This window comes from Paraburkholderia aspalathi (assembly GCF_900116445.1).
Classification (GTDB): domain Bacteria; phylum Pseudomonadota; class Gammaproteobacteria; order Burkholderiales; family Burkholderiaceae; genus Paraburkholderia; species Paraburkholderia aspalathi.
Genome location: NZ_FPBH01000022.1, coordinates 58505 through 81283 on the forward strand (window position 1 = coordinate 58505; position 22779 = coordinate 81283).

17 protein-coding genes are annotated in these 22779 nt (G+C 64.3%); 4 read left to right on the forward strand and 13 right to left on the reverse strand.

What is annotated here, in order from left to right; all coding sequences use genetic code 11:
- Positions 1–48: 48 nt before the first annotated feature.
- Positions 49–3264 (forward strand): hypothetical protein, encoded by a 3216-nt coding sequence (locus BM438_RS28635; RefSeq protein ID WP_093641291.1) that lies wholly within the window; start codon positions 49–51, stop codon positions 3262–3264.
- Positions 3265–3281: 17 nt separating this feature from the next.
- Here the strand turns inward: BM438_RS28635 and BM438_RS28640 are convergent, their stop codons facing one another.
- The 3 genes from BM438_RS28640 to BM438_RS28650 are packed head-to-tail and all read right to left on the reverse strand — an operon-like array spanning position 3282 to position 7821.
- Positions 3282–4643: a polysaccharide pyruvyl transferase family protein gene (locus BM438_RS28640; protein ID WP_093641294.1), complete on the reverse strand. Its 1362-nt coding sequence runs from the start codon at positions 4641–4643 to the stop codon at positions 3282–3284.
- On the reverse strand, positions 4643–6724 hold the full coding sequence (menD, locus tag BM438_RS28645) for a 2-succinyl-5-enolpyruvyl-6-hydroxy-3-cyclohexene-1-carboxylic-acid synthase (protein ID WP_093641297.1): 2082 nt from the start codon (positions 6722–6724) through the stop codon (positions 4643–4645). Before menD ends, BM438_RS28640 begins: the two co-directional genes overlap by 1 nt.
- The gene (locus tag BM438_RS28650) at positions 6724–7821 is read right to left on the reverse strand and encodes an aromatic ring-hydroxylating dioxygenase subunit alpha (RefSeq protein WP_093641564.1); all 1098 of its coding nucleotides are present in this window, start codon (positions 7819–7821) and stop codon (positions 6724–6726) included. The genes menD and BM438_RS28650 overlap by 1 nt, the downstream gene beginning before the upstream one ends.
- Before the next feature lie 493 nt (positions 7822–8314).
- On the opposite strand from BM438_RS28650, the gene BM438_RS28655 reads away from it, so the two are divergent.
- Positions 8315–9373, forward strand: a complete 1059-nt coding sequence (locus BM438_RS28655) for a response regulator transcription factor (protein WP_244179468.1) — start codon at positions 8315–8317, stop codon at positions 9371–9373.
- A gap of 58 nt (positions 9374–9431) precedes the next feature.
- Here BM438_RS28655 and sctC read toward each other — a convergent pair whose 3' ends face one another.
- The 10 genes from sctC to BM438_RS28705 all read right to left on the reverse strand — a co-directional run bounded on the left by sctC (position 9432) and on the right by BM438_RS28705 (position 19227).
- Positions 9432–11216: a type III secretion system outer membrane ring subunit SctC gene (sctC, locus tag BM438_RS28660; protein ID WP_093641300.1), complete on the reverse strand. Its 1785-nt coding sequence runs from the start codon at positions 11214–11216 to the stop codon at positions 9432–9434.
- Between the two features lie 75 nt (positions 11217–11291).
- Complete coding sequence (locus BM438_RS28665) at positions 11292–12767, reverse strand: helix-turn-helix transcriptional regulator (protein WP_093641303.1); 1476 nt, start codon at positions 12765–12767, stop codon at positions 11292–11294.
- A 188-nt stretch (positions 12768–12955) separates the two neighbouring features.
- On the reverse strand, positions 12956–13810 hold the full coding sequence (gene sctT, locus BM438_RS28670; protein WP_093641306.1) for a type III secretion system export apparatus subunit SctT: 855 nt from the start codon (positions 13808–13810) through the stop codon (positions 12956–12958).
- On the reverse strand, positions 13807–14313 hold the full coding sequence (locus BM438_RS28675; protein WP_167378472.1) for a type III secretion protein HrpB7: 507 nt from the start codon (positions 14311–14313) through the stop codon (positions 13807–13809). Before BM438_RS28675 ends, sctT begins: the two co-directional genes overlap by 4 nt.
- A 20-nt stretch (positions 14314–14333) precedes the next feature.
- The gene (sctN, locus tag BM438_RS28680; RefSeq protein ID WP_093641312.1) at positions 14334–15683 is read right to left on the reverse strand and encodes a type III secretion system ATPase SctN; all 1350 of its coding nucleotides are present in this window, start codon (positions 15681–15683) and stop codon (positions 14334–14336) included.
- Positions 15680–16501: a type III secretion system stator protein SctL gene (sctL, locus tag BM438_RS28685; protein ID WP_093641315.1), complete on the reverse strand. Its 822-nt coding sequence runs from the start codon at positions 16499–16501 to the stop codon at positions 15680–15682. Before sctL ends, sctN begins: the two co-directional genes overlap by 4 nt.
- Positions 16486–17271 carry a type III secretion protein HrpB4 gene (locus tag BM438_RS28690; protein ID WP_093641318.1) on the reverse strand — a complete coding sequence of 262 codons (786 nt, stop codon included), beginning with the start codon at positions 17269–17271 and terminating at the stop codon, positions 16486–16488. The genes sctL and BM438_RS28690 overlap by 16 nt, the downstream gene beginning before the upstream one ends.
- 18 nt (positions 17272–17289) lie before the next feature.
- Positions 17290–18117: a type III secretion system inner membrane ring lipoprotein SctJ gene (sctJ, locus tag BM438_RS28695; protein WP_093641321.1), complete on the reverse strand. Its 828-nt coding sequence runs from the start codon at positions 18115–18117 to the stop codon at positions 17290–17292.
- 77 nt (positions 18118–18194) lie between these two features.
- Complete coding sequence (locus BM438_RS28700; RefSeq protein WP_093641324.1) at positions 18195–18593, reverse strand: type III secretion protein HrpB2; 399 nt, start codon at positions 18591–18593, stop codon at positions 18195–18197.
- A gap of 25 nt (positions 18594–18618) precedes the next feature.
- Entirely contained in the window at positions 18619–19227 is a 609-nt protein-coding gene (locus BM438_RS28705; protein ID WP_093641326.1) for an HrpB1 family type III secretion system apparatus protein, read from the reverse strand.
- A 303-nt stretch (positions 19228–19530) separates the two neighbouring features.
- Here BM438_RS28705 and sctU point away from each other — a divergent pair, with 303 nt between their 5' ends.
- Positions 19531–20661, forward strand: coding sequence for a type III secretion system export apparatus subunit SctU (gene sctU / locus BM438_RS28710; protein ID WP_093641329.1), 1131 nt, complete (start codon positions 19531–19533; stop codon positions 20659–20661).
- An 86-nt stretch (positions 20662–20747) separates the two neighbouring features.
- The gene (sctV, locus tag BM438_RS28715) at positions 20748–22778 is read left to right on the forward strand and encodes a type III secretion system export apparatus subunit SctV (protein ID WP_372449993.1); all 2031 of its coding nucleotides are present in this window, start codon (positions 20748–20750) and stop codon (positions 22776–22778) included.
- Position 22779: the final 1 nt, after the last annotated feature.

A 22779-nucleotide genomic window follows, 5' to 3' on the forward strand; every position in this document is an offset into this window, starting at 1 on the left:
ATCGTCGGCGAGTTGCCGACGCGACCGTCCTCACATGGGAGACCGCTCGTGCCATTCGGGATTCGCAACCCTTTCTCACGCGGCGCACCGCCCGTTCAGCAACAGCAGCAGCCTGCGGCCCCGCAGGCGAATCAGCCGCAGAACAATGTACCGCTGCCTGAAACGAGAGTGGTTGGCGGCCCGCTCGACAAGCTGCGCGCATTGCGCAACCATCTGCCCAGCGCGCCAGTGCAGACGCCGCTTGGACCAGGGCAGACGCATAGCGACCCGATGCCGCAAGGCTCGCCCCTCAACGACCTGACCGGCAGCGGTGCGAACAGCACCTTAACGCCGTTCCACGCACGGACCACCGTGCGCGCATCGCGGCCCGCGCCGGATATCCAGCCGAGCCCTGGGCAGATGCACACGCCGAAGGCCAACGCGAGCACACCGCTTGGCGTCAATTCGCACAACAACACCAACGTGAAGACTGCGGTCGGCAAGAACGAGCGAGCCTTGTCGCAAGCAAGCACCGAACTGCGCGACCCGGCCAGGGCCGACGCGCATCTTGCCGAGAGCTTTCCGGCTGAAGCGGGTACGCAGTTCGCAACCGAGCGCGACACGCTGCTGGCCAATATCCGCGACGCGATTCCGCAAGGTCAGCGCGGCGACCCGCCGCTCGCGAAGTCGCGCTATCTCGGTCACGCGCTCGCCGAAGCGACTGGCGGCAACGTGCAACGCGCAAGCGACGTGCTCGGCGTGCTGCAAGGCACGATCCAGAATCCCACTCCGCAGCAGACGCGCGACGCGTTCGCGACACGCTGCGCGATGGCGCGCTCGCGAGCCGCGTTTCACGCGCTGCGCAACGTCGAAGCGGCGCCGCCGATGGGAGGCAACATCCAGGCGCCGACCGACCGCGACCGCAAGGTTCACGCGGAAGCCGACTGGCAAACCTGGCGCGCCGCCGACACGCTGTTGTCGGCATGGCCGAACGGCATGGAAAAACCCGGCACGCTGCCCGAACTCGCGGCATCGGCCAACGCCATGCTGCCGGCCGCCGAACGCGACGCCAACACCCAGGTCGCGCAAAGCCAGCAGCAGGCCGCGATCAGCCTCGCGCTGACGCCGCATACGCAGACCGCCAAGGCGATGCTGTGCGGCAACGCATTGCTCGAGAGTCCGCGCGCGCAACCGCAAACGCATCTTCGATCAGCCTACCTCGCGCATCGCAACGGCATCGCCGAAGCTGATGTCGGCCAGGTGCAGAATCGTATGTACTCGGTGGTCAAGCATGCGCAGCGCAACGCGACGTCGGCACGCACCGGCTCGTGGATGAATCGCACGGCGCAGCGATTTCGCAGCGGCGTCAAGCAAAGCTTCGGCCACGAGAAGGATCCGATCTCGGCGCTCGGCATGGGCACCGCCGGCGGTCTGATGGATCATCCGGACAAGGACTTCAGCACGCTGCAATCCATCGACACGGTGGTCGACGCGCTAAACACGCAGGTGGTGAACGCGCCGCACCGGCAGCGCGGCCAGGCGCCGGACAACGCGACGATGAACGCCGCTGTGCGCGCCGCCGCGCTACGCAACTGGAAGGGGAATATCGGCGCCAAGGGCTGGTTGCGCGACGACACGAAATTCGGCCGTCTGCAACGCAATCAGATTGCGCGCGACGTTGCTGGCGCGCTGAACGTCGATAAGGACACGGTGCGCAACAGCCCGGCGTTCCGCGATCTGCCGAAGATGAACGCCGAGACGCTGCGCGCCTGGGCAACCGAGTCGGGCGCGGATATGAATGCGCCGATCGGCGCGACCAACCGCACGCTTGGCCAGAATCTCGACCGCATGCAGGCGATCCGTCAGGATCCGGTGGCGACGCCGGCCACGCCGCAAGGCAACATCGATTCGTTGTGCCATCTGGTCGAAAACGTGCCGAAGACGTGGAGCGTGCAGATGTCGAGTGGCGGCGTCTACGGGCTCGACGCGAACATCTCCGAGAACATCGCAACCGCGCTCGGCCTCGTCGGCGCGCCGAGCGCCTCGGTAGCGCCGGACGTGCGCTATCTGAAAGGCCGTCACGCGCTGCTCGAAGTCGGCTCCACCTCGCATCACGGCGAAATGTTTATCGGCACCGACAACCGCAAGTCCGCGCACCTGGGCGTCGGCGGCTTCATTGGCTGGTCACTCGCTGGCGGCAAGGCGATGGCGAGCGGCTACGGGTCCGTGATTGGCGGCCGCGACACCAGCAATCCGCGCGGCGTGGTAATCCGCACGCCGTTCGACCAGACCGGCAACAACGACCCTGAGGCCTGGCGCGGCAAGATGACCGACGTGGTGCGCACGCTCGGCGGCTCCGGTCCCGGCGGACAACTGCCGCGCACAAAGGACGAAATGTGGAATGGCATGGCGGACAGGTTCTTTGCCGATCCGGATGTGTCGATCGGCTGGGTCGACAACAAGAGCCGTTCGAATTACGGCTCGCTCGCGGTGACGGGCGGCGCGCGTTATGTGACCCCGGCCAACGTCAAGTTCGGGCCGCTCGTAACGGGCGAGGCCGTGTTCGGTTCGAGCAAGGCTCACTCGACCGATCAGAGCGGCGCGCGCAATGTCGACAAATCGAGCAGCGGTCATCGGTTCGCAGTCAATGGCAGCGCCACGCTGGTATCGAGCCCGCCGCCCGTGCCGATCGGCAACGCCGGGCCATTCAATTCACTGTCGTTTTCGAGCGCACCGCTGGTCGGCTTCGGCACGACCTTGCTGCAAACGGGCACCGGCTCGACGCTGCGGCTCTATGAAGAGAGCGGCGACATCGTGCCCGAGCGCACCTATCGCGACACCGAATTCACCAGCGTCGGCAATTACCTGCAATACATCGACAGCCGCAATGATGCATGGGCGCATTCGGTAAACGGCGGCCAGAACGCATTGAACACGTACCAGACCAAGGTCAAGCTCAACGCGACGCGCGGCAATCAATACTATGGCGAGCGGCAGCGCATCGTGCCGGAAGCGGCTGCCGAAATCAACGCGTATCGCGGCACGCTGCGGATGTTCGAGCAGGGCGGACGCACGCCAACCCAGGACGAGCAGAGGGAAATGCTGCGGATTCGCGGCGAAATCGCGCGCTTGCTCGAATCGCCGACAAGCTGGACGAATCATGTGCTGTACAGCTACGAGTCGAATTCGGCGTCGCGCACGTCGGGGCTCTCGTATGTCGGCACGGCGCAGGCGGTCAAGCAGGTCAGCGCGCAGCGGGAACTCAGTTCGTTGTCGGTGCCTTGACCGTGAACTGAGCGCGCCTAGCCTTCGAGCACGGCGCGCACCCGCTCACCCATCGCGTCGAAACGGGCGCGTTGCAAGCGCGCATAGTCGTCGTATGTGGCAACCAATGCGCCGCGCACACCGTCGTTCTGCAGCGATGCGATGGCTGCGAGCGCGGCGTGTGCGCCGTCGTCGCCATCGCATGCCGCGCTCCATGACTCGCAACCCACCTCGCTCAGGAGACGTTCGATGCGCGTGTCCATCGAGAGCCCGAACACCGGCACGCCATGCGAGATCGCGAGTACTGCCGCGTGATAGCGCGTTGTCACCACGCATGCTGCATGCGCGACCGTGGCGGCTACTTCGTCGAGCGTATGCGGGCCGCGCGCGACGATGTCGATTGGGAATGGCACATGGGCCGCCAGATCGGCGCAGGCGCCGCTATCGAGTTGCTCCATGCCAACCAGCACCGGCGTGTAACCCTGCTCCCTCAAGCCGACAGCGATCTGCACGAAGCGATCGAGATAGGCGTGATAGGCCTCGGCGCGCGCCGTGTTCCAACTGTGAAAATGCAAAGGACCATAGCGCAGCGATGATGCCTCGCCGCGTGCGTCGAGTTCACGCGCCCGCGCGGCGTCGGCATGCACTGGCCACCAGAACGGATTGTTCGGGCATAGCGCGACGCGCCGTGAACTGAGCGCCGCGTTGCTTGCGTCAGCGGGCGCCCGATAAGTCCAAGCGGTATCGGCGCCCACTTGTGCGCTAACGCCGAGCGAAGCAAGTTGTACACGCGCAGCGTCATTGCGGCAAATGACTTCGCCGGCTTGCGCATTGCGTTCGACAAAGCGCGTGAGCGCAGTGCTCATCGTGCCGCTATCGACACCGTAAGCAACCGCCGGCCGCCGATGCGCATGCGCAAGCGCAATCCCGCCGATCAGCACGCCCGCCAACGAGTCGGAAAACTTCGACGTATAGGTCGAGCCTTCCACGTTCAGCACGAGATCGGCATCGCGCACGGCGGCGTCGAGCGCATCGGGCAGATAAGGCAGCGAAGGCGTGAGCCGCGGCGTGCCGGCAAGCAGCGGATGATCGAAGCAGTCTCCGAGCGCAAACAGCGTGATACGCGGCTCGCGCGGCGCGAGCAGGCGACGCAACTGGGCGATCGTCTCAATCGTGCGCAGATCGGCGCCGGTGTTGCCCGCGCCGCTATAGCCAAGCAGCAACACACGCGGCGCGTCACGATTCGCGCCTGGATCGCAGCGGCCAGGCGCACGCCGTGCCCCGTTGATGCGTTGCTGCATGTCGTCGAGAAAGACCTCGTCAGGCGCGGGTGCGCTTGCATAGCGATTCAACGCGGCCAGCGAACGCTGCAACGGGCTCTCGACAATATCCCAATCCATCACGTCGCTCCCAAAGCTTGCGCGAGTTGCTGCATTTGCAGCGCGCCGGAATACGGTTCCACCGCCACTTCGATGATCGTCACGCCGGCGTGATCGCGTGCTTCGGCGAGCGCCTCGTCCAACGCGTCGCGCGTCTCGACACGGCGATGCGCGAGCCCGAACGCCTGCGCGAGCGCGCCGATATCTAGTTTGTAGGGATTGCGGATCGTGCGCCGATAGGCCGGTGCGCGGGCGATCGGCAAAAAGTCGAAGATCGCGCCGCCGCCGTTGTCGACCACACAGATGCAGGCTGGCGTACACACACGTTGCGCGCTCGCCAGTGAGGAAAGGTCGTGGATCAACGCCTGATCGCCGAGCAGCAGCAGACCCGCATCGCGGCGCGCGAGCGCTTCGCCGATGAACGTCGCCATCGTGCCGTCGATGCCGCTCACGCCGCGATTCACATAGATGTCCTGGCGCGCGGCGCGTACGTCGTAGCCGATATCGGCGTGACGCATCGACATGGAATTGCCGAGATGAACGAAGGCAAAGCCGGGCGCCGCCAGCACGCAATGAACCGCCGACACTTCGCCCCAGGCGAGCGATGCGACGCAAGCGCGCCGCTCGCGTGCGCCGTAACCGGCGACGCTTGCCCAGCGGTCGCGCCAGGAAAAGGCGACGGTCGGGCGAGGCGGCGTGGGTGCGTTGGGACTGGCGTCGGCATGTGTACGCCGCTGCACTGCTTCGGCCAGCGCTGCGGCAATCTCTTGCAGCATCGCCGATGACGGCGCAACCAGCACGTCGCGTGGATCCAGAGCCGGATGCAGATAGTCATGCGCCACACGGCAAGGCGCGATCTTGATCGTCGGCACGTCGGCGTGTGCTTCGAGGTACGCGTGCAGCACCGGCATAACCGGCGCGAGGCCGAAGCGCACGATCAGTTCCGCGCGCGCCGATGCGAGCCGTGCGGCACCGCCGAATACATCGAATGCGTTGACGATCAATGCGCCCGCCGCGCCGCGCGCGGCCGCTTGCGGCGTCAACGCCGACGGCCCCGATCGCAGCCCACTGCCCGCGTCGGCTAGCACGGGAAAGCCACTCGCCGCGGCCAGCGCGAAAATCGCTTCGAGTGGCACGCCCGGTTCAGGGCCGACCACGATCAACCCGTTGAGGCCGTTACTGAGCGGAACGCTACCGCGCTTCGCAAGCACGCGCGCCATGACGCGTTCGACGATACGCGCGGGCGACGCTTCAGGTACTGGGGACGCGACGTGATCGTGCGGCGCTAGTTGAGCCCGTGCCGCGCGGACCGTCTCGAACGAAACCGGCTGCGTCTCAACTGCATCGTAGACACCGGCAAGCGGGACGTTGATATGCACCGGACCACGCGTCGGCCGCTGTGACGATGGATGCACATCGGCGCGCGACAAGCTGTCATCGCCGTCCGGCACTCCCCTGGACATCGCAACAAGCGCTGCCGCGAGCGTATGACGGGCTTGCTCCAGAGCCTGCACTGCATCTTCAGGATCTTTCAGGTCCGCCTGCGCGCGCACGAACGCGCGAGTCACGCCGAGATGATCCGCCATCTGTCCAAAGCCGGTGCCGCGCAGCGCACGTGGCCGGTCGCACGTCAGTACGACGAGCGGCACGTCGGACGCGTCCGCTTCGGTCAGAGCGGGCAAGACATTCGCTACCGCCGAGCCGGACGTCGTGACGATCGCGACCGGTTCGCCGCTTGCCTTCGCGATCCCGAGCGCGACGAAGGCGCCGCTGCGCTCATCGGTGCTGACCATCTCGACGGCAATGTGCGGATGTCCGTCGAACGCGAGGCACATGGCGCTCGCGCGGCCACCGGGACACAGCACAGCACGACGCACACCGGCTGCGCCTAACATCTCGACGATGAATTCCACCCATACCGCGTTCAGCGATTCGCCGCTTGCCGCGCCGGCTTCGCTCAACGATTCACTGCCCGTTGCGGCGGATTCGTATCGTAAAGCGCTCGCCGTCACAGCCGTTTCGTTCAGCAACTCACTGTCCGTTGCTGTGACTTCGCCAGGCAATTGATCAACTCTCACCGCAACATGAGGAACGGCGCCCATCAAGCCACCGCTTGCGACGTACCCGCCACCGGCGTAATCGCAATCGTGCTCACGGGAGTGGGCGCCGCCCCCTGCTCCGCCGCAATCAACCGCTCCATCACGCGTCGTGCGCGAATCGCGCCGGCGTCGATCGGCAGCAGCGCCGGCTGCATCGCCCAGAAGTCGTGGTCGCCGAGATTCTTCTGTTGCGCTTCGAGCATCGGCAGGTCCTCGCACTCGAACGGCTTCATCAGTCCTTCGACGGCATAGCGCACCAGGCCGCGCGCCGCGTCGCCCATCTCCTTCGGCAAACCGAACGCGAAGAAGTAATGCGTCGTGCGTTCGGTCTCCGGCGTCAGCCAATGCGCGGACGGCGCGATCAGCCCCGCTTCGCGCGGCATGCCCGCCGCGGTCACGCCGACCACGATCGAGAGCAATCCAGGCGGCGTCCAGCGCACGTCCATCCAGCGATCCACCCGCGTACCGGGCGGAATCCCGAAGCCTTGCGCGACGAACGGCTGCAACGCTTCGTCGTAAGCGCTGCGGCGGACCCAGACAATGTCGTCGAGACTGCCCGACTGCACGTCGCCGCGCGCGATCGCCTCGCTGCCCAGCGTATCGGGATGAAGAAACTGGAAGTGGCTCAGATCGAGCAGATTGTCGGCGCTCAGCTGATAGTGCGCGCGCGTATGCAGGTAACCGTCGTGTGTGACGTTAGCGGCGGGATCGACGAACAGAAACGACGGCAGCAAGGCCGCATCGGCGCGCGCGGGGTCGCCCGGCCAGAACCAGATGGCGCCGTAACGTTCGAGCGAAGGGTACGCACGCACCTTCGCGCCGGCCGGCACCCGGCCGTCGCCGTGCGGATTGTGCACGCACTGTCCGTTCGCACTGAAGCGCAGACCGTGATACGGACATTCGAGCACGCCGTCGACGATACGGCCTTGCGACAGCGGCGCGAAACGATGCGCGCAGCGATCGTCGAGCGCGATCGCGCGCTGTTCCGCATCGCGATATAGCACCACAGGCCGCCCGAGCAGCGTGCGCGAAAACGGCACGTCGGCGCGGACCTCGTGGGCGAAAGCCGCGACATACCACGCGTTTAACAGAAAGGACATGAGCGCACTCGCAATGGAATCGGCACAAGAAAAAAATGCGCGGCGCCGCATTGGCGGCCACCTCATGCGAGTGTAAATAGCCGCTCATCCCACAGATTCAACAAAGCTCAGGGAAATGCGAAGCCGCATTCCTTAAAACGCGCTTTTCAGATTCTCAACAAAAATAAATACGGCTTGCAACGCTGAAAGGTACTGCGAACCTTGCTTCGCGTGCGATTCCCGGCGATGCGGGTCTCTTTTACCCGTTACCGAATGCATGACGGTAATTGCTGCCGAAATCGTGTTTAGAAGTGCATCTCCCGGCTAATAGCCGCGATCTGTCTGGTTATTGACCGGATCGAAACGATGCGAAACAAATTCTCCATCTTTCATGCAATTTCAATGCGTCATGCGATGAAACAATTCGTTACAGCCCTGATATTTTAAGGGCCGTAATTTTCGGGACACGCAATGCGGTTTGGGAAGCAACCTTAGGCATCAGTCCCGGGAGGGCATGTTGAAATTCGCCGTGATGACCACCAGCAGCAGTCTGTTCAATCTGATTTGCCAATGCTTTCGCGACGATACGATCGAATGCTGCCGCTTCCTCGATGACGTCGCGCTCTCGCGGGCGATCTATCGGGAGGACTATCACGCCATCCTTGTCGACGCGGCAACGGGCATCGATGCAACGCGCGCAGTGTTCGCGCGCCGTGCCTGCTATGGCGACCGCCGCGCGCCGTTGATCGTGATCGGCGCATTTGCCGATCGTGACAGCATCGAACGGGCCTTCGAAGTTGGCGCCGACGATGTCGTGCTCTCGCCGATCGATCAGGGCGAACTAGAGGTACGCACCTACCAGGCGTTGCGCCGGTTCCAGTCGCCGCCACCGTTGCAATCCGAAGACCGGGCCGAACTCGGTCCTTATCGCCTGGACCGTCGTACCGGCACGGTGCTGGTGGACGAACGCGAAATCCGCCTGACGGTGCGCGAATTCGCGATTGCATGGCTGCTGTTCTCACGCGCCGGTGAATACGTGAGCCGCAGGCAGATTGCCGGTGCGATCTGGAGCAGCACGGAAGATATCGTGGGCCGCACGCTCGAACAGCACATCTACAAACTGCGCAAGAAGCTGGGGCTGAACGGCGCGTCAGGCGTCCAGCTACGCACGATGTATGCGCACGGATATCGCGTCGAGTTGTGCGATGGCAAGGCGGATGCCGACGCCATCATGCCGGGGATAGTCCAGGTCGAGCAGACCGTGGATGCGATTACGGCGATCACTGAAGTCGTCAACATCGCTCGCCATGAAGCGAATATAGAATGCGTCGGGCAAACAACGCGCCCTTCTCGAGCGCTCGACGTTCATGCAAAAGACAGCGAAGCCGCTCGCAGCGCACAACCGTGGGGCCAGTATGCAGCCATGTGGCACAGCGGCACCGCGCACTTCGTGCACCCGGTAGCGGGCTTCACGGCGCGCGGGGCTGAATCGCCGGGCAGCGACTCTTCGTCGGCATTGACATCGTTCTCGATTCCCGCCGCGCTGCTAGGGAGCAACGGACGGCGCCGCTAAAGCATAGAGGGGCGAGCGCTGCGTGCGCCTGCCCCTCGTTTCATAACACAGCCCTCGATTACAGATCCAGCACCCGTGGCGACAACAGGAAGACGCGTTCCATATGCGAGCGCGAGTCGTTGTTGTTGCGGAACAGTGCGCCGATGAGTGGAATTTTCGACAGGCCCGGCACACCGGTCACGCCGTTCGAGTTGTTATCCACGCTGTAGCCTGCGATCAACAGGCTCTCGCCCTGGCCGACAAAGGCCTGCGTATTGATCTCACTGCTGGTGATCACCGGAATGTTGTCGACCTGCTGGCCGGTCAGCTGACCGTCTTCGATATGCACCTCGAGTTTGATGCGCGTCTGGCCGTCTTCCTGTACGACCATCGGCAGCACGCGCAGCGAGACGCCAGTCGACACGCTATACAGATCCGCCGACGTATAACCGGACACACGCACGAAGAACTTGGTCTTGTTGTCCATCACGGCCTCGACGTTATCGAGCGTGGCGACCTTCGGCGACGCGTCGATCTTTGCCTTCGAGGTGCTCTGCATCGCATTGACGCGCGCCATCAGGTAACGCCCCGCGTCGCCGAGCACGGCGGTGATCGAGGCGCCCACCGGCGTCGCGGAAACCACCGTGGTGCCATCGGCAAGCGTCGTGGTGCCGAAGTTCGGATTGATCTGGCCGTTCGCGTAGCTGTTCTGCTGATACGTTCCGGTGCCGGTCTGGAAGTCGAGATGACTGTTGTGGGCACGCCAGTCCACGCCGATCTGCGCAAGCACATCGTCGTCGATCTCGATGATGTGCGCTTCGATTTCGATCAGCTTGGGCCGTGTATCGAGCTGATCGATCAGCGACGCGTACTGGTCGATGCGCTGCGGCGTATCGCGGATCAGCACCGAGTTGGTGGTCGGGTCAGGCTGCATGATCGGCAAGCTCAGATCGCCGCCGCTCGGCTGGCTCGCCTGCGAGGCGCCAGGCGCGTTCGCGTAGCCGACACTGCCCGTGCTGCCGTAGTTAGAAAGCTGCGCGTTGCCGACCAGGCCGCCGAGCGCGGAGCCTTGCCCGTCTGCCATATTGGGCGGCAACGGCGGGTTCATGACCGGAGCGCCGCCGCTGTTGCCGCCGCCCACGTCGTTCATCGGCTGCACGCGTTGCATATTCGGCGACACCGAGGTCTGCGATTGACCACCGCCCTTCTCCTGCTTCGCGTGATACATGTTCGACAGCACGGTGGCCACGCCCGGCACCGTGATCGTGTTGCCGTCGATCTGCACCTTGTGGTCCGCGGCCCAGGCGTGCTTCAGCTTGAACACGCGAATCACGGAGCCGCTGCGGCGGCTCGCGTTCTCGTCGAGGCGTCTGGCAATCTCGCTCACCATCTGCACATATTGCGGCGGCCCGTTGACGATCGCCGTGCCCGCGCTTTCGTCATATACCACCGGGAAGCGCGCGTCGTCGACACTCATCGTATGCAGCGCGGCGCGCAGATCGGAAGCGGATGCGTGATCGAGCTTGATCACCTGATGCGTGACGTCGTTGGCGCTGCTGATCGACAGCACGCTGCCGTCATAGAACCAGACAAAGCCGAAAGTCGAAGCGAGCGTGTCGAGGAAGCGCTGCGGCGACATATCGAAGCGGCCCGTCACCGCGCCCTGAACGTTGCCCGCGATCGACGCGGCCACGCCCTGGCTCGCGGTGAAATCGCGCAGAACGTCTTTCAGATCTTTGCCTTCCACGGCGATGTGCACCGAGGTACCGCGCCATCGCACGGGAGCCGCGCTAGCAGGTTGCAGCGCGCTCAACGTCAGGGACGCCGCGAGCCACGCGGCGCAGAACAGCGTCTTCGATTTCATGGAGTCGACTGTGTGAGGGTGATGGAAAAAACCGCGAATACCGAAACGCGCAGCAGTGGCAACAAAGCGGCGGCGTTATCGTTCAAGCGTTTCGGACGGCGCTTCATGAAACTGCTTGCGATAACCGTTCACGAGCGTCGAGCGGTTTTGCACGCCCCACTTGCTCGCCGCGCCCAGCACGCCGCGATCGCTCGAATACGACCGGTCGGTGAGTTCCGCGCGAATCCGCTCCATGCGTTGACGGCGGATCAATTCGGTTGGCGACAGTCCGAGGAAATTCTTGAAGGCGCTTTGCAACGCACGTTCGGTTACGCCGATCTCCGCGGCCACTTCGCGCACTGAAAGATCGCGCCTGTCGAGATTGTCGAGCACGTAGCTATATGCGCGGCGGTACTTGGCCGGCAGACGTGCGCCGACATCGTCGAGTTGCGGCGAGGCTTTCGCGCTGCGCTGCAGGAACGGTGCGCGCACCTGTGAGTCTTCGCGCAGACATTGCATGGCGACGAGCGCATAGCGGCTATAAAGTTGCAGCGATTCCTGCGCGCGGCCTTCGGCTTGACGCGTTTTGGCGCTGCAGTAGAGATATTCGAGCTGACGGTGGCCGGTGGTGCCGTTGCGGCCGATCTGATGCAGTGGCTCCAGAATCGAGCAGGCCAGATGCGGCGCCGCGCCGGCCAGTGTCGCGAGAGCAATTTCGAGGCGCAGCGTGCGCTGATAGTCACCGATTCCCTGCTCGCGCGACCACTGCAAATGACGCTGCAATTCGCCGATCGCATCTCGATCCGCGCAGGCGGCCAGACGCAATTGCTGCAGATAGTCGATGCGCGCGCGCAGCAACGGCGAACGCACGCCGAACACGGCGCGTGCAAGGCTGTCGACGCTCGCATCGGCCCCCTGGCCCGGCCGCGGCACGCGTTCGCTCGACAAACCCGATTGCCAGTAAACGTGATCGCGCAGCGCCGTCGCGTTACGCACTTCCATCTGCACGGCGAGGTCGAAGCGCAGCGTCGCGAGCAGCGCGTGCCAGTGGCCCGCTGCATCGTCGAGATCGCGTTCCACCCGTTCGAAAAGATCGTCGAGCGCGTCGGCCGCTTCGCTGGTGCGGCCCAGTTCGTAGAGCACGCAAACAATGCCGAAGTGCGCTTCCACTGCGCGCGCCGGCTCGATTTCGGGCTCGTCGGCGACACGCGAGAAGCACGCTAGCGCCGTGCCGAGCCGATGCCGGAAAAATGCCTGCCATGCGGCGTTGCGGCATGACGCGGTGCGGATCGCGTGCTTCGACGAACGGATCAGCTTTTGCGAGCGACGGTAGTTCTCCTCGGCCTCGACTTCGATGCCGAGCATCAGTTGCAGATCGGCGTGCAGTTGCAGTGCGTGCGGCGCGAATTCGGCGTTGCCGGCTTCGTCGGCCCAGCGGCTCGCCAGCTGACTCGCGGCGTTCAGCTTGCCGTCGAGCAAGGTATCGAGAAATCGGCCGGACAGTGCGGTGTGAGCACAGGGTGCGGGCGTTGCGAGCGCGGATACCACGGGGAAGTAAAGCATCGAGAACATGGACGACTCCTCTGAGTGCGGGAACGCGTCGCAAGCGGCATGCGCGATGCGTCGAGTGGAGTCAATGTAGCGAGGCGCACCAAACGAAGTTTCAATTAATCTGATATTTGCGGCGCATTTGAGAAGGTTTGAGATTTGCATCGGCGCGGCCGCGCAGCGACCTTCTACAAGGCATTCTCAACACAAGCTCAAGGCTTGTTTGGCGGACTGGAAGAGTTCGATGTATTCGGCGCCTTCGTCGTTTCGTTAAGCACGCGAAACTGCGCCTCAAGACCGCGCAAGGTCACCTGATCGCGCACCTGGTCGACGAAAATGCCGACGAACAGCGCCAGCATCAACACCGTCACCGCGCCTTTGACCGGCTGGCTCAGCGTCATCAGATCGAGCTTCGATGCGGACTTCGCGGCAAAGCCAAAGGCGAAGTCGACCAGCAGCAGAATGAACATCATCGGCGCGGCGAGCTTGGCGATGGTTTGCATCAGCGTGTCGGTCTGCGTCAGGACGAACGATTCGATGATGTTCGACACGTTCGGCCCCGCCGAGACGATCGGCCACCAGTGATACGACTCGTATAGCGTACCGAGCAGAAAGGTCATGCCGCCGAGCGCCCAGAACGCGACGGAGGCGATTTGCCCCAGCAGCGTGGCAGTCGGCGTCGATTGCTCCTGGCGCGTGGGATTGGTGATCTGCACGTTGTTGTAGCCGGTCAGATCGTCGATATAGGTGCCCGCGCCCTCTGCGACCCAAAACACGACCGAGGCCGCGAAACCGATCACGAGTCCAATCAACGCCTCGCGCAAACCGACTTCCAGCAGCATGACGCCGTGCAGCGATTGCATGAAGGCGACGGGCTGACCGTACGCCACGTAGGAGCTGAACAGCAGCACGACTGCATTACGCACCACACCTTGCAGCAAACCGTCGGCAGTCGGCGGGAAAATGAACATTACGATGAACAGGCGCAGCGAGCACACGCCGATCAACGTGATGTAACCGACCAGCAGCGTGCCGAGTTGCGGTAGCGCGGAAAAGATATCGTTCATGCGGGCGCTCCACGCGCCTGAAAACGTCGCGCGAGCGCGGTTTCTTCGGCCTCCTCGTCGCTTGCATCGCTGGCCGCGTTTTCCTGAACGCGCCGGATATCGCGAATCCGTTCGCCGCACAGATCGATGCGGCCTTGATTCAGGGCGATCTCGCGTTGCGTCTGCGCGATCGCCGCAGTATTTTCCTGCACGGAGGCTTCGGCTTGCGCCAGTTCCGCTTCGAGCAGGCGCAGCCGGTCGTTCACCACCCCGATGTACAAACGGCAGTTGTTCAGGTCGTCGAGCGAGAACGGCTCGGTGCCCGTCATCATGCCGTCGATGCGATGCTGGTAGAACTGCAGCACGCCGGCTTCGTGCGCGACCTGGTCTGCCTTTGCATCGCGCGCGGCCTCGAGTTGCAGTTGCGCGTTGCGCTGCGCGGTAAGCGTCACGCGCAAAGTTTCGTCGAGACGCCGGCGGCGCGTACACGATCGCTCGAGTGCGACGATGCGCCGTTGTTGCATGCCCATCGATCCTGCCGCCATTAGCCGAGCCCGCTGAGGTCGTATAGCAGCGCTTCCGTCTCGTTCGGCGCAGCGTAGTCGCCGGTGCGTTGCGACAGGAACGCCTTGATCGCGTCAGCCTTGGCGATGGCTTCATCGGCCAGCGGATTGGTGCCGGGCTGATATTCGCCGATCTGCAACAGCATCTCCACCTCGCGATGCTTCGCCATCAATTCGCGAATCCGCGCCGCAGCCTGCACGTAGGCGTCCGGCACAACTTGCGGCATTACGCGCGACAAACTGCCGAGCACGTCAATCGCGGGGTACTGGTTCTTCGCCGCGATCTCGCGCGACAGAATCATGTGGCCGTCGAGAATGCCTCGCACTTCTTCAGCGATCGGATCGCTGCCGCTATCGTCTTCGGCGAGCACGGTGTAGAGCGCGGTGATCGAGCCGGTTTCGCCCATGCCCGCGCGTTCCAGCAAACGCGGCAATTCGGCGAAGATGGACGGCGGGAAGCCGCGTCTTGCGGGCGGCTCGCCCGCCGCCAGACCGATCTCACGGCCGGCGCGCGCGAAACGCGTCAACGAGTCCATCATTAGCAGTACGCGCTGGCCACGGTCTCGGAAATACTCGGCAATTGCGGTCGCGACGTAGGCGGCTTTCGCGCGCTCCATCGACGAACGGTCCGACGTCGCGCATACCACCACCGAGCGCGCCATGCCTTCCGGTCCGAGAATCAGTTCAACGAACTCGCGCACTTCGCGGCCGCGCTCGCCGATCAAAGCGATCACGTTGACGTCGCACGAAGCCCCGCGTGCGAACATGCCGAGCAAGGTACTTTTACCCACGCCAGCCGGCGCAAAGATGCCCATACGCTGGCCCTCGGCGAGCGTCATCATCGCGTCGACGGCGCGCACGCCGGTCGGCAACGGCGCCTCGATCATGCGGCGGCTCATCGGATCGGGCGGCGCAGCGAAAATCGGTCGTAGCGTATCGGAATGAATCGGCGGACCGCCATCCACAGGTTCGCCGAGACTATCGATCACGCGGCCCAGCAGCATGTCACCGACTTTCACCGCGAGCGAGCGGCCGAGGCCGATCACCTGAGTCGAGCGCGAAATGTTTTCGAGGCGGGAGAACGGCGAAAGCAGCGCGACGTCGCGCGTGAAGCCGATCACCTCGGCATGCTGAAGCAAGGTGCCGTTCGGCGCGCGCAACTCGCACAACTCACCGAGCGACAGATCGAGACCGGCCACCTTGATCAGCGTGCCGATCACTTCCAGTACTTTGCCCGTGCGAGTCACACCCGGCACGGCGAGAATCTCGCGTTCGATCTCGTCGGTCAGCCGGTCGAAATCGACGGTTCGGGTGAGCCATGGCGTGCTCATGCAGCTTCCTCGTCATTGCGCGGGTCGTAGCCGTCGGCGTCGTTGTCGGCATCGGCTGACGCCGGTTCTTCGTCGTGCGCATCGGCCTCTTCGACCGAGCGTTTCAGCGCGCGCGACACGGCGCTGCGCATGGCGCGCAATTGTGTGTCGAGGCTCGCATCGACGGTGCCGAAGTCGGACTCGCAAACGCAACTGCCGGGATCGAGCCGTTTGTCCGCGATCACCGAGAGCGGAATCGGCTGGCCGAGATCGCGCCAGCGCGAGGCGAGCCGGTCGAAGGTGGCTTTGGCCTCGGCGTAGTCGTCGGGGTGAACGGCGACACGCAAATAGGTCGCGCCCTCCACGATGCGGTCGACGGTCGCGAGCGCCCGTTCGAACAACGCCTCGTGACGCTCCACGCGCACGATCTGTTCGACCGCCGACGCCACGATCTGCGCGAGCCGCTCGCGCATACGGATCTGCAACTGGCTCTGCGCATCGGCGACGTCGGCGAGACGCTGCATCCAGTCGGCGAGCGCGCGATCGCAACCGTCGCGGTAGCCCTGTTCGCTGGCGGTGTCGTATTCGCGCTGCGCCTGCTCGGCGATTCCGGCGGCCTGCGCATGGCCTGCATCGACGATGCGCGCCGCCTCGTCACGCGCGTCGGCGAGCAGCGCATCGCGTTCGGCTGCGAGCGCCGCATAGGCTGCGTCGATCGAAACGAGCTCGCCGAAGGTCGCGCGGGGAATCACATCCGCAGCCGCGCCGACTCGGGCGAACGAAGCGTTGGCATCGATTTCGCCAAAGGCGGAGCGCGCGTGCTTCAACCAAATAGCCATGCAAACTCCGGTAGCAGGTCGGATAGACGCGCGAAGAGGCGTGCGGAGCCGGCAGCATCCAGCTCTTCAGGCACGGACGCGAGCCATGCGGGAGTGGGCAGCACGCGCGGCAATGCAAGCCTCAGCAGCGGAAACGGCACACGTGCGCTTTCGTTCGCGCCGCTTGCGCCGCTCGTTGTGTTCGTGCCGCCCAGATCGCGCAACAGCAGCGCGCAGCCTTCTACCGCCAGCGTCCCGGCATCCAGCGCCGTCAACGGCGGCATCGCGGCGCGTGCGGCCAAACGCGCGATATCGGGCGCATCGGCGAGATGGGCGTCCTGCGTGAGACGGTCGATGCCCACACCCGTCCATTCCGACAGTTGCGATCGCGTGCGTTTGTCGATCAGACGACGCACCTCGGCGCGCCGGAACGACAGCGCACGCATGCGCAGCACCTGCAGTGCGTGCTGGACCGGCAGCACATCGAGCAGCACGGCATTCGGCTGTACGGTACCCGCAGGCGTCGGTTTCAGCGCGGCTTGAGTGAGCGAAGCGAACGAAGGCGGCTTGACACCGACAGCATCAGCGAGAGCCTGAGAACAGGCTTGGACCGCCGCTGCACCGGCACGCTCGAGCGCGCCACGCCAATGTTCCAACTGCGCCGCGTTCGCGCCGAGCAACGCGGCGCTCCACGACGGATCGGCCCACTGCGCTGCAGTAGCGAGGTTGCGGCGATACGAATCGAGCGCCGCGGCCACCCGCATGAAAGGCAAATCGGTCGGCGCGTTCATCGTAGCCGCGTCGCCGGATCAGTTCGCGGGGCGCAGACGGCGCAAACGCGCCAGCAATCCAGCGAAGCGGCCGCTCGCGGGCTCGCCCGTTCCAGTGCCACCCGCCTCGCCGCCCGGCCGTCCCGCCAGTACGCCACGGCGCGCCAACACCAGGAGCGCTGTGGCGGCCAGCACGACCACACCGGCCAACACGCCCATCAGCCACACCGGCATGCTATTGCTCTGCGGCAGTTGCGAGTATTCGACCGGGTCCGCCGCAACCGCGGTTACGCTGACCTGATCGTAGGTGAGCCCTTCCACGCTATGCATGACGAGCGTCTTGATCTGCGGCACCAGCGCGCCGATATCCGAGTCGCGCCGGTACTTGATGAACACCGCCGCCGACGAGGGCTTGATGGTCTGCGCCAACGGGTCGTTGTTCGGCAACACGATCTGCACACGCGCGACCAGCACGCCGTCGATCTTCGATAAGGTCGACGACAACTCCTGCGACGTGCCGTAGATAAACCGCACACGTTCTTCGGTCGGCGTCGAAACCAGGCCGTCCTTCTTGAACAAAGCGCCGAGGTCGTCGAACTTGTTGTGCGGCAAACCGCGCGCGCGGAGCACTTCCATGGCGCGCACCATCTGCGCGTCGTCGACGTCGAGCGACCAGGTCTTGCCCGCGTCCGACGTATCTTTCGACGCATCCACGCCGCGTTCCAGCAGCGCGACCACCATCTCGTTGACGTCCTGCTCGGACAGGTTGCCGTACAGCTCTTTCTTGCAGCCGCTCAGCGTCACGCATAACGCGAGTACGCAGAGTAACGGTGCGGCGCGGCGGCGGATCGGCAATCGGTCGAACATGGTGGCGGCGTCTCGCATCGTATGCACAAGGTTCGCGAAGGCGCAGCGCCACGTTCAGGGTGGCGTGCGCAAGCGCGTTACTGGTTCTTCATCAACGTTTCGATCGCCGACTTCGACGAATCCACCACGCCCATCTTCGCTTCCAGATCGAGCTGCGTGCTGGCAAGTTCGAGCGTCATGCGAATCGTGCCCGCGCTCATCTCGTTCATCGTCATGTTCGGCGCCTGCTCGGCGAGTTGCAGCGCGTCGTTGACGGTGTGCTGCAGCTCGGCGTCCTGCGAGGCGACCAGCTTCGAGGCAACCGCGGTGCCATCCTGCTGCGGCGTGGCGGGCGCGCTCATCGGCGACTTCTGCATCAGCGACTGGAACTTGTCGGCCATTTCAGGCGTGGTCTGCGCGGCCGGCGCGGCGCCCGCGCCTTGCGACATCTGCTCGAGCGAGGCTTGCAAGGCGGTCGTGGTGGCATTGACGGTCATGTGCGGCTCCGGAAACGGATGGAAATCAGGCTCGCAGGAACGACTGGTGCGCGTAATCGGTTGTAGCCGGCGTGGCTGCTGTAGCCGGCGCGGGCGCAGCCGCGGCGGGCTGAACATCGGCCTCAGCGCCCTCAGCGGTTTCCGCATCGAACTCCGCCAGCGCCTCCAACGATTTCGGCGTGACGAACTGGCCGCCGGCGCGCTTCACCTTCATCGCGTTCAACAGGTCCTCGCGGGCTTCGAGCGCGCGCACCAGCGACTGCGTGTCGCGCGTCGGATTGTTTTCCATGGCTTCGGTCGCGCTTTGCTTCCAGTCCGGGTCGCCCTTCGCGGACAGGCAGAAGGCGAGCAGCGCCTTGGCGTAGCCGAAGCGCGGCGCGTTCTCGCCGACCTGGCGCAGCACGTGGATGGCGTCGTCCCAGTGGCCGCGCACCATATGCAGGATGCCGTCGAGCGTGTCGATTTCGGCGACGCGCGGACGCAGCACGCGCAGCGCATCGAGCACGAGTTCGATGTCGTACGGGTCGGCGGACACCTTCGGGAAGTTGCTGAGCAACGCGGTCGAAACGGTTTCGATCAGACCGCCGACGACATCGGGGCTGCAATTCATGTATTCCGGCGTGCTGACGGTCATGGCGATGGGCTCCTGACAGAAGCGTTGAGGTCGACCGTGCCGTTCGCAGCCGGTCGGGAAGGATGACGCAAACATAGCAACCGGCGCGCGGCGGCAGACCGTTGGACGCGAAGTGAGCGCATGGGATGCGAAGCCGGGTGTCCGCTTCGTAATGCGCGCGCCCGCTTCGCCTCACCCGGCACGGGGGCTCAGCGCGGGCGCTATCGTCAGGCGGGATATGCGGCCCTCGCCTCAGGCACGCTTCGTGAACGCGCCGCGTGCCCCGCCCGCCCACGCCCCTCCTCCCATCGCGACCGAGCCGACATGAGCGACGAAAAGACCGAAGAGCCAACCCAGAAAAAGCTGCGGGACGCGCGCAAGGACGGTCAGGTGTCCCGCAGCAGCGATTTGACCGATTCGATCTCGATGTCGGCGGTGGTGTTGTTGCTGATGGCGGGCGCGAGCCACTTTAGCGACGCGATGCGCGAAGCGGTGCTGATCGCCACGGGCTTCGTCAACGGCGACCATTCGCTGACCAATATGCAGACGCAGTTCTACAAGATCGGCGGCCTTGCGTTGTCGGCGATCGTGCCGTGCGTATGCATCGCGGCGCTCGCCGCGATCGCGGGTTCAATCGGCCAGGTCGGCATGCAGATCGCCACCAAGCCGATCACGCCCGATCCGAAGGCCGTCAGCCCGATGGCAGGCCTCAAGCGAATTTTCTCGGTTCGCACGCTGATCGAGTGCGCAAAGATGATCGTCAAGGCGGCGATCGTGTTCTGCGTGATGTGGCAGACCATCAAGTGGCTGTTTCCGCTGATCGTCGGCTCGTTGTATCAGCCGCTGCCGGAACTCGTACGGATGTTCTGGGACCTGCTGCTGAAGCTTTTCATGGTGGCCGCGGCAGTGTTCGTGCTGGTCGGCGCCGCGGACGTCAAGCTGCAAAGCTTCATGTTCCTCAAGAAGATGAAGATGTCGAAGGACGAGGTCAAACGCGAGCACAAGAATCAGGAAGGCGATCCACGCATCAAGGGCGAGCGGCGACGTCTCGCGCGCGAAATGCTGAACGCGCCACCGCAATCGAAAGTCGGCATGGCCAACATGATGGTGGTCAATCCCACCCACTATTCGGTCGCGGTGCGCTATGCGCCGGATGAACACCCGCTGCCGCGCGTGATCGCCAAAGGCATGGACGAGAGCGCCGCCGAGCTGCGGCGCGCGGCCCGCGATGCGGGCGTGCCGATCATCGGTAATCCGCCGGTTGCGCGTGCGCTGTACAAGGTCGGCGTCGATCAGCCGATTCCCGAAGAGTTGTTCGAGACGGTCGCGGCGATTCTGCGCTGGGTCGATGCAATCGGCGTGCGGCGCGTGGAGGGCGATATGGCTGCCGACGTCGATACACACGCCGATAGTACGCCCATGCATCCCTCCGGCCCGCCGCCCGCCCTCCACTGACGAGACCCACCATGCTGAAGACGTTGAAACTTCCCGCCGGTGGTGAAATCGGCATCGTCGCGCTGATCGTCGCGATTATTTCGCTTATGATCCTGCCGTTACCGCCGACGCTGATCGACATTCTGCTCGGCGTGAACATCACGATCAGCGTGACCTTGCTAATGGTGACGATGTACGTGCCCGACGTGGTGTCGCTGTCCGCGTTTCCGTCGCTGCTGCTGTTCACCACGCTGTACCGGCTCTCGCTGAACATCGCGTCGACCAAGTCGATTCTGCTGCATGCGGAAGCCGGCCATATCATCGAGAGCTTCGGCGAACTGGTGGTGGGCGGCAATCTGGTGGTCGGGCTGGTGGTGTTCGTCATTATCACCACCGTGCAGTTCATCGTGATCGCGAAAGGTTCGGAACGGGTCGCCGAAGTCGGCGCGCGCTTCACGCTCGACGCGCTGCCAGGCAAGCAGATGAGTATCGACGCCGACCTGCGCGCCAATTTGCTGACCGCCGAAGAAGCGCGCCGCAAACGCGCGACGCTCGCTGTCGAAAGCCAGTTGCACGGCGGCATGGACGGGGCGATGAAGTTCGTCAAAGGCGACGCGATTGCGGGCTTGATCATCACGATGATCAATATCGTCGCGGGTATCGCGGTGGGTGTCGCGTATCACAACATGAGCGCGGGCGAAGCGGCGAACCGCTTTTCGATTCTGTCGGTCGGCGATGCGATGGTGTCGCAGATTCCGTCGCTGTTGTTGTCGGTGGCGGCCGGTGTGATGATCACGCGCGTCGCGGATGAACGGCAAGCCAAGCCCGGCTCGCTCGGCGACGAGATCGGTCGCCAGCTCGGTTCCAGTTCGCGCGCGCTGTATTTCGCGGCCGTGTTGCTGCTTGGCTTCGCCGCGGTGCCTGGGTTTCCGGCCGCGCTCTTCCTGCTGCTCGCCGGCACGCTCGCGTTCACCGCATGGCGTCTGAACGCAAAGAAGCCCCAGCAGCAAAATCACGAACGCGAATCGCTGCACGCCATGCAACGCTCGGGTTCGAAGACCGACGTGCCCGCGATTCTGGCGCGCGCACCGCAGTTCACCTGCCCGCTCGGCGTTCGTATTGCGCCGGATCTGGTCGCCCGGCTGACCATGCCCGCGCTCGACAAGTCGTTCGAAACCGAACGCGCGCGCTTGCAGGAAGAACTCGGCCTGCCGTTTCCGGGTATCACGATGTGGACCTATGCCGCGCTGCCTTCATCCACTTGCCAGATCCTCGTGCACGATGTGCCGCAACTGACGATCGAACTACCGGCCGGCAAAGTGATGTTGCCCGAAGCCAGCCGTCTCGCGCATTCGGCTGCACCTGTCACGCTGACGAGCGAAGAAAGTCAGGCCATGGACGCGCTCATTGCGCAATGCGAAGCCGGTCCGCCAATCGACACGAGCGGCGCGCCGACGCGCTGGCTCGAAGAGCGTGCGGTGCCGCCGAAAACACCGGTGTGGCGTGCGGAACAGGCGATCGCGCATGCGTCGGTCGCACTGATGCGGCGGCACGCACCCCTCTTTCTCGGCATTCAGGAAGTGCAATGGATTCTCGATCAGTTGGGGAGCGACTATCCGGGCCTCGTCGCCGAAGTGCAGAAAGTGCTGCCGCCGCAACGGATCGCCGACGTGCTGCGCCGTCTGCTCGAAGAGCAGATTTCGATCCGCAATGTCCGCACGATCATGGAAAGTCTGATCGCGTGGGGACCGAAAGAAAAAGACATGCTGATGCTCACCGAGTACGTGCGCGGCGACCTCTCGCGCTTTCTCGCGCATCGGGCCGCGAGCGGCGAGCGGACCTTGTCGGCGGTGCTGTTCGACATGCCGGTCGAACAGCATATCCGTCAATCGATCAAGCAGACGCCGACCGGCAACTTCCTCGCCTTGCCGCCCGACGAAGCCACGTTGCTGATCGACAAGATCCAGTCCTTCGTCGGCGCTGTGCCGCGCGAGGGGGTGGCGCTGGTGACGTCGATGGATATTCGCCGTTACGTGCGGCGCATGATCGAGGCGCGGCTCGGCTGGCTTGCGGTGTATTCGTATCAGGAACTCGGCGAGCACGTTGAATTGCGGCCGCTCGGCCGTGTGTCGATCTGAG

Bases quoted from the DNA above. Each gene is read 5' to 3' on its own strand.
- BM438_RS28640 (WP_093641294.1), bottom strand. From the start codon at position 4,643: ATGGATTGGGATATTGTCGAGAGCCCGTTGCAGCGTTCGCTGGCCGCG.
- menD (WP_093641297.1), bottom strand. From the start codon at position 6,724: ATGGGCGCCGTTCCTCATGTTGCGGTGAGAGTTGATCAATTGCCTGGC.
- BM438_RS28650 (WP_093641564.1), bottom strand. From the start codon at position 7,821: ATGTCCTTTCTGTTAAACGCGTGGTATGTCGCGGCTTTCGCCCACGAG.
- BM438_RS28655 (WP_244179468.1), top strand. From the start codon at position 8,315: ATGTTGAAATTCGCCGTGATGACCACCAGCAGCAGTCTGTTCAATCTG.
- sctC (WP_093641300.1), bottom strand. From the start codon at position 11,216: ATGAAATCGAAGACGCTGTTCTGCGCCGCGTGGCTCGCGGCGTCCCTG.
- BM438_RS28665 (WP_093641303.1), bottom strand. From the start codon at position 12,767: ATGTTCTCGATGCTTTACTTCCCCGTGGTATCCGCGCTCGCAACGCCC.
- sctT (WP_093641306.1), bottom strand. From the start codon at position 13,810: ATGAACGATATCTTTTCCGCGCTACCGCAACTCGGCACGCTGCTGGTC.
- BM438_RS28675 (WP_167378472.1), bottom strand. From the start codon at position 14,313: ATGCAACAACGGCGCATCGTCGCACTCGAGCGATCGTGTACGCGCCGC.
- sctN (WP_093641312.1), bottom strand. From the start codon at position 15,683: ATGAGCACGCCATGGCTCACCCGAACCGTCGATTTCGACCGGCTGACC.
- sctL (WP_093641315.1), bottom strand. From the start codon at position 16,501: ATGGCTATTTGGTTGAAGCACGCGCGCTCCGCCTTTGGCGAAATCGAT.
- BM438_RS28690 (WP_093641318.1), bottom strand. From the start codon at position 17,271: ATGAACGCGCCGACCGATTTGCCTTTCATGCGGGTGGCCGCGGCGCTC.
- sctJ (WP_093641321.1), bottom strand. From the start codon at position 18,117: ATGTTCGACCGATTGCCGATCCGCCGCCGCGCCGCACCGTTACTCTGC.
- BM438_RS28700 (WP_093641324.1), bottom strand. From the start codon at position 18,593: ATGACCGTCAATGCCACCACGACCGCCTTGCAAGCCTCGCTCGAGCAG.
- BM438_RS28705 (WP_093641326.1), bottom strand. From the start codon at position 19,227: ATGACCGTCAGCACGCCGGAATACATGAATTGCAGCCCCGATGTCGTC.
- sctU (WP_093641329.1), top strand. From the start codon at position 19,531: ATGAGCGACGAAAAGACCGAAGAGCCAACCCAGAAAAAGCTGCGGGAC.
- sctV (WP_372449993.1), top strand. From the start codon at position 20,748: ATGATCCTGCCGTTACCGCCGACGCTGATCGACATTCTGCTCGGCGTG.